This is a genomic window from Rhodospira trueperi (assembly GCF_900101965.1).
GTDB classification, from domain to species: Bacteria; Pseudomonadota; Alphaproteobacteria; order Rhodospirillales; family Rhodospirillaceae; genus Rhodospira; species Rhodospira trueperi.
In genome coordinates this window covers 682,139-693,412 of sequence record NZ_FNAP01000001.1, presented here as the reverse complement: position 1 = coordinate 693,412, position 11,274 = coordinate 682,139, and the positions used below count along the sequence as shown (strand labels likewise).

General features: G+C 69.4%; 8 protein-coding genes. 1 reads left to right on the top strand and 7 read right to left on the bottom strand.

All coding sequences use genetic code 11. From position 1 onward, the window contains the following. Positions 1-73: 73 nt before the first annotated feature. From BLS85_RS03150 to BLS85_RS03120, 7 genes are read right to left on the bottom strand one after another with little or no spacing between them, the layout of a single operon-like run. Positions 74-568 carry a hypothetical protein gene (locus BLS85_RS03150; RefSeq protein WP_092781884.1) on the bottom strand — a complete coding sequence of 165 codons (495 nt, stop codon included), beginning with the start codon at positions 566-568 and terminating at the stop codon, positions 74-76. A 19-nt stretch (positions 569-587) separates the two neighbouring features. Then, entirely contained in the window at positions 588-2,021 is a 1,434-nt protein-coding gene (locus BLS85_RS03145) for a phage tail sheath C-terminal domain-containing protein (protein WP_092781882.1), read from the bottom strand. Beyond that, positions 2,022-2,915: a hypothetical protein gene (locus BLS85_RS03140; RefSeq protein ID WP_092781879.1), complete on the bottom strand. Its 894-nt coding sequence runs from the start codon at positions 2,913-2,915 to the stop codon at positions 2,022-2,024. It lies immediately after the preceding gene. A gap of 3 nt (positions 2,916-2,918) precedes the next feature. Next, on the bottom strand, positions 2,919-5,618 hold the full coding sequence (locus tag BLS85_RS03135) for a hypothetical protein (protein WP_092781876.1): 2,700 nt from the start codon (positions 5,616-5,618) through the stop codon (positions 2,919-2,921). Between the two features lie 22 nt (positions 5,619-5,640). Further along, a complete protein-coding gene (locus tag BLS85_RS03130) occupies positions 5,641-8,979 on the bottom strand; it encodes a hypothetical protein (RefSeq protein ID WP_092781873.1) in 3,339 nt (1,112 codons plus the stop codon). A 20-nt stretch (positions 8,980-8,999) separates the two neighbouring features. Beyond that, entirely contained in the window at positions 9,000-9,596 is a 597-nt protein-coding gene (locus tag BLS85_RS03125) for a hypothetical protein (protein WP_092781870.1), read from the bottom strand. A gap of 34 nt (positions 9,597-9,630) precedes the next feature. Next, on the bottom strand, positions 9,631-9,852 hold the full coding sequence (locus BLS85_RS03120; RefSeq protein WP_092781867.1) for a hypothetical protein: 222 nt from the start codon (positions 9,850-9,852) through the stop codon (positions 9,631-9,633). A gap of 192 nt (positions 9,853-10,044) precedes the next feature. On the opposite strand from BLS85_RS03120, the gene BLS85_RS03115 reads away from it, so the two are divergent. Beyond that, entirely contained in the window at positions 10,045-11,190 is a 1,146-nt protein-coding gene (locus tag BLS85_RS03115) for a lipase family protein (RefSeq protein WP_092781864.1), read from the top strand. Positions 11,191-11,274 lie beyond the last annotated feature (84 nt).

Here is an 11,274-nt window from a genome sequence, read left to right as displayed (position 1 = left end):
CTGGATTGCTTCGGCGCTTCGCGCCTCGCAATGACGGCGTCTTCCTGCTCAAGAAGACATGCCCCTCCTAGTCCTACGCCGTGGCGTCCTCGACCTTCACCCACAGCGCTTGGAAGCCGACCTTTTCCATGACGAAATCGTCCTCCGGGATGCCGTAGGTCCACTCGTCCAGTTTCACACCCATGACCGTCACCGTGGAGCGGTTGCCGGGCAGCGCTGGGTTCTCCAGTTGCAGCGACAGGTTGAACGCCGGGCTGGCGAAGGTGCCCTGCGGCCGGGTCCGCGCCGCCGGCCCCAGCATCAGGCTCAGCAGAGCGCCGTTCACGTGCGCGCGTTCGATGGTGCCGGAGACGTTGATATTGCCCGGCCTCAGTTCGGTGGCGAAGCGCTGGCCCAGTTCGTGGAAGGGCTTGACCTCGCTGGTGACCCGCACGGTGACGCCGGTGACGCGGCCGATGGGGGCGAGCCCGTATTCTTCGTCCACGGCGGCGGCCAAGTCGCCTTCGGGACTCGATTCCACGGCGACGGAAAGGGTTCCGTCGGAGCCGCGATAGACATTCGTTGCCATCTCTCAGGAGCCTCCCCGTTTATTCCAGGATCATCGTGACGCGGATGTAGTCGATGGAGAACGTCGGCCGCAGCGTCAGGGTGACGGCGGCGATGCCGTTGATCTCCTGGGCGCGGGTCGCGGTGACGTCGAGCTCGTAGCCGGTCAGCATTTCGTCCTGGACCATCTGGGCCAGGAACCCGTCCAGCGTCGCCTTCAGCGCGGCGCGGACCCGGGTGTTGTTCAGGCGGCCGATGTAGGGATTGGCGCCCTTGCGCACCCCGGCCTTGGCGTAGTCCACGATCCGGCGCACCGAAATCTGGGTGAAGGCGCCGGTGTCGGTGGTGATCCCGCGCAGCGCCCGGAAGCCGAGGTTCTGCATCAGCACCATGATGCGGTTGCCCAGCAGCGCCTTTTGCTGGGCGCGAGAATAGACCGTGGTCAGGCCGGTGGCCGGCACGTCCTTGTTGGTCAGGCTGATGTGGGGCGCGAGACCCGACAGCCGGCCGGCCACCAGCGCGGCGGCATAGGCCGGCGGCAGGTTCACCGCCTTGCCGTCACTGGCGGCGTCGCCGGCCTCGATGCCCGGGGCCACCAGCACGATGCGCTTGTTGGAGACCGCGTTGGCGTCCTGTTCCACCTGGGTCAGGGCATCGCCGCGCGTGCCCAGGATGGCGATGCGCTCGCGGCCGTCGTTTTCGGTGCGCTCCAGGTGCGCCAGGACCGTGCCGGCCACCGTGTCGGCGCCGTAGCCGGCGACGATCAGGATATTGACCGCGCGGCTTTCCAGCAGAGCCAGCCCCTCCGCGATCTGCGGGATCAGCGCGCCCATGGCGCCGGCGCCGTCCGGTCCACCCACGGCGTCGCCGCTGGCCGCCGTGACGGTGTCGGGCTGGGCCGTGCCTTGTCCGTCGGCGACGGCGGAGGCCCGCACCAGGGCACTTTCGGAGTTGATCTCGCGGGCCAGTCCGGCGGCGTCGGCGGCCTCGTGGGTCTCGCGCTGGCGGCCGTGGGTCAGGGTCAGGCGGATCGGATCCGTGTCCGTCGCCGCCTGGACGGCCACCGCGATGTCGTTCGCCCAGGTGCCGGGCGAGGTCGCCTCCAGGGTGAACGCCGGGGTGCCACCGGTGGCGACGGTCCAGCTCATTGTGTTCATGGTCGCGCCGTCGGCCAGATTGGCGACCCGCACTGCATGCACGGTGGAGGCGCCGCCCCGGAACGCCTGCTCCAGTGCCCGGACCAAGGTCAGGTGTGCGGTGGCGGACGGATCGGCCGGCCAGGCGTCGTAAGTGCCGAAGATGGCCAGGGCGTCGGCATAGGAGCCGAGCACCACCGCCTTGTTCAGGGAACCGCGATTGGCCGTCCCGACGATGCCGATGTTGCCGGTGGCGATGCCGCCGACCCCGATCAGCCCTTCCGCCCGGACCTCGATATAGGTCCCCGGCAGGATCATTTCGCCGATGCTCTCACTCATCTACGCATCCCCTTCATGGCCAACGAAAGTCTGGGTGTCGTGCACGGTGTCCTCGACCACGACGCCGGTGTCGGGATCGAGGGACGCGCGCCGCAGGGCACTGGTGATCGGCACGCGGGCGATCACGCCGCCGGCGGACAGCGGCCGGTCGGCGATGTGGTCATAGGCGAACGAGAACTCGGCCTCGCGCGCCCGGGCGCCGGCGCGCGCCGGGTTCTCGGGGCCGACCGCGCCCAGCCTGACCAGGGCGATGCGGCGCAGTCCGGCCGGGCGGCTTTCCCCGGTCAGGGCGGCGATGGTCTGATCGCTGAGCGTCGCCACGTCCGTGCCGGAGCCGTCGAGCACGGTCAGGCGCAGGGTGCCCTCCAGGCGGATGACCTCGCGCTCCCAGGCACCGACGAAGTAGCTGGCGCGGATAGTCCCGGAGGCCGGCTGGGCCGCGCCGAAGGTCAGGCGGCCGGCGATCGGATCGACGGCGTATTCGGCCTGGGTGCCGGGTTCGGCGCTCAGGGTTAGGGTCTGGTTGCCGCGCCGCACCTGGATGTCGGCCGTGCCCAGCGGGCCGGTGGTGCCGTCGGCGCGCACCAAGCCGCCATGCGGCAGGGTCAGGCGCGTTCGGTCGGCGCTGAGCAGGTCGAGGCCCGGGACCTCCGCCAGCGTGGGGTTGGTCAGGGAGACCGTGCTTTCCACCGCCAGCGCGCCCTCGACGGTCTCGACGCCGCCGCCGAGGCCCAATTCCAGCCGGGTCACCGACGGCAGGTCGAGCACCAGGGCGGGCAGGTCCTGGGCGTCGTTGACCGGATCGATCACGCCGGCCATGGCCGGCGCCGGGGACAGACCCGCCGGTCCCGCCAGAAAGGCGCTCAACGCCGTCAGCATCGCGGTTTCGGCCATGGCTTAGGGCCCTCCCGCCGGGACGCGGGCCGGATCCGGCCGGTCGAACAGATAGGCGATGCCCCGGGTCAGGGTGCGGGTGGCGATCTCGCCTTCGCCCGGGTCGGTCTCGTCCAGCGCGTCGGCGTTCGGGTTCTCCAGTCGGTCGAGCCACGTCCGCAGCAGCGGGACCCAGCCCAGGCCGCGCGTGGTGGCCTCCGCCGCCGCGATCACGGCCGGGTTGCCCTGGGCCATCATGGGGTGCAGCCACGCGGCCGTGTCGCCCGGCCCGAGCGCGCCGCCGGGCAGGGCGCGGTCATAGGTCTCGACGGTGGGTTTCTCGGTGCGGGCGTTGCCGGCGACCAGCATGCGCCACTCGTTGACGCGGCGGTGGTCCAGGTTCCAGTTGCGGAACACCTGGAAGACGCGGGGCTCGTCGCCGCCGGGACCGGCCGGCGGGTCGATGTGTCCCATCGCGCCCAGGCACAGCAGAGCCGCGACGTCGCCGGACAGCGCCATCACGGAGTCGTCGCTGTCCGGCTGGCCGGGATCGACCACATAGGCGAACCCGTCCTGGCCCTCGAACGTGCCGGTTTCGCCTTCGACGTCTGCAAACGGGCGCGGCATGACGCGGGACCGGCCGGTGCGCACCGACTGCCACGACTTGGTCGCATGGTGGAGGACATAGGCGTCGTTACCGTCCGCCGTGCCGAGGGCGCGGAACGTCGCCGTCTTCTCCTGGACCTCCTGCTCGGTTTCCTCATCGTCGCCGTGCGAGGCGAAGGTCGCGCCCGGCGGCAGGAAGATGTCGTTGTCCCCGTCGAGGGCCACCGCCTGAAGCTGGCCGGTGGCGCCGCCGCCGTCGCGCACGGTGGCGGTCAGAAGGGCAAGGTATTCCGACAACCGCATGGGCGCGAGCGCCGCCGGCACCGTCTGTTCGTCGCCGCCGTCCAGCCGGAACACGAGCCCGTAGCGGTCGGAGCGGATCTCCATCGTGCCGCCGCCGGTCCACCACAGTCGCGCCAGGGCGCGCCGGCCCGACGGATAGAGCCTCTGGTCCGCCGCCGGTTCGCCGGAGTCGTCGAGGTCGGGGGTCATCGCGCCGTCGTCGAACAGACGCACGGCGTGGCGGTGGCGGGCCATGAAGTGATCCGGCTGTTCTGGAATGCGGATGTCGCGCAGCCACGTGCTGCCCAGCACCCAAAACACGATCATGGCCACCACCCAGATCACCGTCGTGATCCAGAACGACCACGCCTTGAAATCGAATTCGGCTCCGGCCAGTCCGGTCAGGCCGTTCACCCCCCACAGGAGCAGGGTGAGCACGCCGAACAGCAGCAGGAACGCCACCATCGGGCCAAACGCCAGGGCCGGCGGGACCAGTGTCGCGGCGCTGCGGCGCTTGGTGCCCTCGTCCGAAAGATCGCCTCCGGCGATGCCGGCCAATGCGGTCATCAGCAACAGCGGCAGCCCGAACAGAATCAACCACCGCGCTGCCGACGGCATCACCCGCATGCCCCCCTCGATCAGGAACAGCACCAGCAGCAGCGTCATGACGCAAGCGGCGATCAGGCCGAGCACCATGCGGTCCTCGACCCCCTTCGAGGTCAGGGCGGACATCCAGGCCTGGAGTCCGAGCGCGCTGCCGGACCCGATCAGCATCGGCAGCGTGAGCAGATTGAACAACACGCGGTCGGGATCGCTGTCCTGGTACGACAGGCCGGCCAGCGGCCGTGTGTCCGGCAGCACCAGGAACACGAACGGCAACACGATCATCGGCACCGCCACGCCGGCCAGCACGCCGGCCCAGTCGTCCTCCGCGAAGTCGTAGACGACCGAAATGACGGCCCGGTGGAAGGTCTCGTAGCCGTCGCGGACGAAGGCGCCGTCCAGTGTCGGCGGATCCAGCGCGGCCAGATCGGACTCGAACGGATTGAACCCGCGGGGCCGTTGCGTCGCGCCGCCGGCCTCGTCGATTCCGTACACGTCCTTCAGCGCGGCGGCATAGGCATCATAGAGTTCCGGCGGAACCTCTGTCGGTTCCGGCCACCAGCCGTCCCAGCCGCCGTCCGCGCGCACCCCGGCGCGGCCGAACACGCGTTGCGCCACCAGGGCTTCGTGGGCGCCTTCCGCCTCGTGGTGAGAGGCCTCCTTGCGGCCGTCGGTGCCCAGGTGCCAGTCGATGTCGTCGACCAGCGGGTGGGAGATCACATCTCCCGCCACATGGGTCAGGTGGCCAAGCACGAACGCCTTCAGCCGGTTCAGGGGCGCCTCGCGGTCCCCGGCGCCGTAGGCGGACTCGATCAGCGCCCGGCCCCGGCTGTGGATCATCAGGGCAAGGTCACTGGTGCCGGCCAGCATGCGTTCGCGGTTGCCGTCGGGGTTGCCCTTGTGGACGGTGTCGAACACCCAGGCCTGACCGGGGCGCAGGATTTCGGCGAACCCGGTCAGGTCCGGCCCCATGGACCCCATGACCGCGAACTTCGATACCCCGTCCGCGACGGTCTGCCCGGCGAGGTTGCCGGGCACGTTGGCGTCGACGTGCGGCCCGGTGTTGAGCACGTTCAACGCGCTGCGGGCGAGGTCACGCAGGCGGACCTCGACATCCGTCGCCTCCTGTCCGGCTGGCGCCGCCGCGATGCGCGCCGACATCACGCGGTCGATCTGTGACAGCCGCTCGCGCGCCAGCAGCATGATCGCGGTGTGGGTCAGGACCGATGGCATGGCGGCGCGTCCTCCCCCTTCCTCAACCGACCGAGACCGAGACGGACACGCGGGTCGAGCCGACCTGGTCCGGCAACGCGTCCTGAAGCTCACGGAAGGCCGTGGCGGTGTCGTCGAGGCCGGCGTTGACCTGGGCGGCCAGCCGGTCCAGTTCATCGAACACCCCGGCCATCAGCGTGGCCACCTGAAGCCGCTCGATCTCCGCCACGATGGCGGCGTGCAGGTCCACGGCGCCGGACAGGATCTCCGACGGCGTCAGCTTGGCCACCGTGCGCTCGGCCCGCTCGGCCAAGTCGTCCAGGAGGGCCTGCACCGCGCCCAGGGGATCGAAGGCGCCGAGGGTCTGCTGCGCGGTGGTGAAACTGGCGAGCGGTTCCGCGAGCAGGGAAGAGGGCCGCAACGCCTCCACCCGCGCCACCAGATCGTCATAGATGCCGGCCAGCGCGTCGCGAAGCGGGCTGAGATCCAGAATCTCGATGGCATCGATCAGATCCTGGATGCCCTGCTTCAGGGGCTGCGCCACGGACTCGATCAGGGTGTCATAGCGCAACCGCACGGCCCGGAAGATCGGAGTCAGGAGGCCGGCGATTCGCCCCGGTGGCAATACCTGGAAGAATCGCCGCAGCAGGTTGCCCAGGCCCGGCTCGGGGCCGTCGAGGCCCAAGGCCTCGATCACGGCGACAAAGGGTGCCTTCAGGGCCGACAGGGGATCGAACCCGGCGCGCAGGCGGGCGGCGGCGGCCTCCGCTTCGCCGAAGCCCCGGGCGGCGACGGCGCGTAGGTCGGCGGCCACGTCGTTCAGCCGGGACAGGTAGGCTTGGCGCGGCCCGGCGATCAGGGTCAACTGACCGGCGCTGGCCTGCACCGAAAAACTGGCCTGAAGCCGCACCTTCAGCCCCGGGTCGGCGGTGGCGTCGATAGCCGCCTGGATGGGTTGGGCGCGGGCGCTCAGGCGCATGGCCAGGGCGGCCGGGTCCACGGCCTCCACGGCGGCGATGGTCGCGGAGATCCGGCCGGCGATGGCCTGGGCGTGGGCATCCAGCGTCGCCTGAGCGCCGCCTTGGGTGACCCAATCCGCGACCGCCCGGAACGCCCGGGGCCGCACACCGGCGTCCGGCCCGTCGGCGACCAGTCCGCCGAGCGCGGCGATCCAGCCGTCGAGCAGTGACAGGCGGGGGTCGGCCTCCAGGCGCTCGCGGAACGTCTCCATCTCCCGCTTGATGAGCGGTTCCAGCATCAGGGGATCGACCGCGTCCAGGATTCCCTTGGCGGCGGCTTCCATCTCCTCCAGCCGGGTCAGGATGTCGGGCAGGCGGGTGGCCTCCAGCACCTGCCCGCGCACCGCGTCCACCCGGTCGTCCAGGGGGGCGATCAACTGATCCGGCGCATAGGCGTTCAGGGCCGTGATCATCTCGTCGAACGCCTGATCCGCCGGGGCCAGCAGCGCCGCCGCGTCCAGGCCCGTGACCTGGGTCTTGGCGTCGTCGAACATCTGGCGCAGCCCGGACAGGTCGATGCCCTGGTGGATTTCCTCGATCGTCTGGCGCAGGTCCGCCATGACCGGGTCGAGGTGGGCGAACGCCTTCGCCGGGTCGAGGTCGTCGCGGACGAAGGTGATCAGGGCGTCGATCTTGCCCTGAATTTCGGCGAGGCTCTCCTCCAACTCCCGGGTGAGGGCAAGGCCCTCCTCGCTCAGCCCCAGGGTGGCCTTGAACCCGTCGATCTCGCCCTGAACGTCGGTCTGCTTGATCGGCCGGATGGCGTCGACGACATCCTGTTCCATGTCGTCGGGCAGCAGGAAGAACGGCACGGCGTCCACCACGTCGGCGGCCGTGCCGATGGCGTCCCCGGCGGTGTTGAAGGCCGGTGCCATGTCGGCCTTGGCGATCTCCGCCACCAGGGCATCAATGTTGCCTTGCACCTGCGCCACCAGCGCATCGATGTCCACCGACTCGACCACCTCCACGGCGCGGGCAAAGGCCGCATCCAGATCGGTCTTGGTCGTGTCCACCCCCGTTTCGACGGCCTCCAGCGCGGCGACGGCGGCGGTGGCGCCGGAGTCGATGGCGTCTCCGACCGCGTCCACCAGTCGGGTCAGCGCGTCCAGCACCTCGGCGACATGACCGGCCAGCCGGCGCAGCGCGTCCACGACGGTTTCGACCGGCAGCGCCTCCACCGCCGCGCGCACCGGCTCCAGGGCGGCCCCCACGCTGTCCGCGGCCTCGGTCATGACCTCGGACAGGCCGGCCGGCAGCGCGGTGATCGTCGCCATGGCCTGGTCAAGCGGTTCGGTCAGTCCGGACAGGTCGAGCGCGGCAATGCCGTCGGCGAATTCCGAAAGCCGGCCTTCGATCTCGCGGACCAGACCCTCAAGCCCCTGGTCGGGCGGTTCGGGCAGGTCAAAGCGCAACAGCCCGGTCAGGCGCGCCGCGTTCGCCGATACCGCGCGTTCGATGGCGGAGACGTCGGCGCCGCGCACCTGTTCCAGCGCGCGGTCGAGATCGCCGGCCAGCCGATCCGGGTTCAGGTGCACCAGGGTCGCGTCGCCGAAGGCCATGGCCTCGCTGATGGCCTGGACCATGTTGGCTTCCGCCCGCGACAGGGTTCGCAGACGGGCCAGAACCGCGTCCACCGCCACCGAATCGGCGGGATCGAGCGCGGCGACGGCGGCGGCGAGGTCTTGGCCGCCCTGGGTGATCACTGCGGCGGCGATGCCTTCCAGGCGGGCGATGCGGTCGGGCGCCAGTTGCGCGGCCATGATGCCGGTCAGCCGCGCGGCCTCTTCCATGCGGGTTTCCAGCGCGGCCAGCCCCTGGAGAAGCTGAATCAAACCCCGGATGGCCGGCATCAGGTCGTCGAGAACGAAGCCGTGCGGCATCGAGGCATCGGCGCCCAGGGCCGCCTTGACGGTGTCGAACATGGCAGCCGCGCGCTGGCCTTCGGGCGCGGAGAGCAGGGCCTCCAAGACGCGCAGCACAGCTTCCAGACGGCCCGCGTCGTCCCCCTTCAGGTCGGCGGACAGCCGGTCCACCAGTCCGGAGAGTTGGTCCGCCAAGGGGCCGTCCGGCCCGGCGACGAGTCCCTCCAGTCCCTCCAGAACGGCGGTCACGCCCGCAATGGAGTCGTGTGCGTTCGGCACCGACGCGGCCACGGCGCCGATCTCGCTCACCAACTGGGCGACCGGGCCTTCCAGGGCCGACAGGTCGAGCGCCGCGACCGCCGCCCGGGCGTCGGCGTTCTCGTTCGCGGCCTGTGGCAGGGCGATGGCGGTCAGGTCGGCCGATCCGGCGGAGAGCGTCGCTTCCAGACTCGCCGCGAGGGCGCCGCCGTCAACCTCCGCTTCCAGCCGCGCCCTGACCATCGTGCCGCCCCCCCCCGGGCTCAGTCCAGAACCGCGTCGAGCGGGTCGAGCAGGCCGGCGGCGCCGTCCAGCGCCGATTTCAGCCCCTCGGCCGCCGCGCCGACGGGAGCGAGCATGTCGCCGAAGGCGGGCACGTCGCCCAGCAGGCCGGGCAGATCGAACAGGTCCAGCCCCAGGTCGATATCGAGCCCAAGGTCGAGGTCCAACCCAAGGTCCAGGTCCATGCCGGGAAAGCCGCCGGGCGGTTCCGGCGGTTCGGTGTATTCGATCAGGGTGATTTCATAACGGAAGCTGTCCGCCGTGCCCGCCACCTCGCTGAGGCGGAAATCGCGGATCAGCACCTGTTCCAGGTCGCTGTCGGTCAGGATGTCGGCGACGAAGTCGACCGGTTCGCCGGCCGCGAACCGCTCGCGCAGCTTCTCCAGGAATCCGTCGCGGGCTTCGTCCCCCGCCAGGGTGCCCCTGAGGGTCACGGCCAGCGCCGCCCGGCCAAGGTCCTGGTGCAGATCGCCCATCAGCCCGGGGACCGGCATCCGAATCAGATGGCGGGCTTCGGACGTGGAGACCGCCTCGATCCCACGCGGCTCCCATTCGCCGATCATGGGCCGGACAAGCATGGCGAGGTCCCCCAAGACGTTCGAACGGCGAGGATTAGGATCCGGAGTCCACGGCGTTGGCCATCAGCCCGATCTGACGGCGCGCCAGATGCACGACAAGATCGAAAACGAACCACGTCGCCAGGAACGCCAGGCACTCCAGCATGAAGCTGCCGAACTTGTAGAACAGTTCCGCCACCGCGAACGCGGCAACAAGGACGGGGATCTGCGCTGTCAGGGCCTCACGCACGGGAATCAGACGGAACAACGTAAACATGCAGTAGACCCCAGAGACTTGCCAAACTTTGAAAACCTAGAGTATCATACAGTTTCGGTTCAATAAACCACAAATTTGGTTTAATTTCTTGGTGCAATAGGGGGCGCGGAATCGCGGAGTCCGGGAGCTGTAACCGCGCGGGTTCGGGATGTGCGCCGTGTCGCGAAGGGACGGGTGGGGAGGGAAAACGCCATGAGCACCGAAACCGATGCGCACTTTGACGAGCTTATCAGGCTCCCGGTTCCCGTCAAGCGGGCGGCTTACAGTGACCGCACGGCCTGGACCATGTCGCTTCTGTCAGAACTGGCCTACATGCCGTTCGACGAGGAGTCCGATGATCGGCTCCTGGCCATCGCGGAGGACCTGATCAAGCTGGCGACAACGGACGAGGAGGCCGCGAAGACCATCGCCGCCAGACTGCGCGGCCTTTCGGCGGAACTGAAGCAGCTGTCGGCCGACGGACAGGACTCGCACAACGCCAAGCTCAGGGCGGCACTGGCGGCCGGACGGTTTGACCTGGCGGGGGGCGGCCCGATCTACGAGCCGTCCACTGACACGCAGGCCTTCGTCGTGACGCGCGACGCGGACGACGGCACCGGCATGGCGGTGATCTGCTTCCGGGGCACCCAGCAGATCCGCGATTGGATCACCAACGTGGACATCCGCGCCGTTCCGGTCCTGGACCCCAAGGGCACCGGCGCAATCGTCGGTCACTTCCACAAGGGCTTTCACGACTCTTATCGGTCGGTTCATGATCAGATCGCCGAGCGGCTCAAGGGCAGGGAGCATCTGCCGCTGTACATCACCGGCCATTCGCTGGGCGGCGCCTTGGCCGTGGTGGCAACGTGGTACCAAAGCGCGCAGAAGCTGGGCGCCTGTTACACCTTCGGGGCGCCGCGCGTGGGAGACGCGCATCTGATCGGGCGCTTCAAGACGCCGATCTACCGGATCGTCAATGCCGCCGATCCGGTGCCGTTCGTGCCGCCGGCGGGCGCCGTCATCGATACCCTGAAAAACGTGCTCCGGGTCTTCTCATCCGTCTTCTCGGTGGCGGGGTACCTCGACAAACTGTTGGAACTCCTCATCAAGCAGCAGGACTTCAGGCACTACGGCGACATGAAATACCTGCCCCTTAAGGACGCCGGGGACCCGACCCTGCGGTTGCACCCGTCGCTGTCCGAGGCCAGCCGGCTCTATCGGTACGTTCGTGCGTGGAATACGCCGACGGCGGTCAAGGACGATACCCGCAAGCGCAGACGGGACCGGATTGACAAATACCATGAAATCGGACGCTATCGGGAAAAGCTCGCCGCCATCGCCCGCGCCAGAAACCTGTAGCGTCTTGACACAACCGGACTCCTGCGCGAATCGGCATCGGGTTGCCGTGCATCGGTGGGCGTCCGGCCGAACGGAATAGGCGGA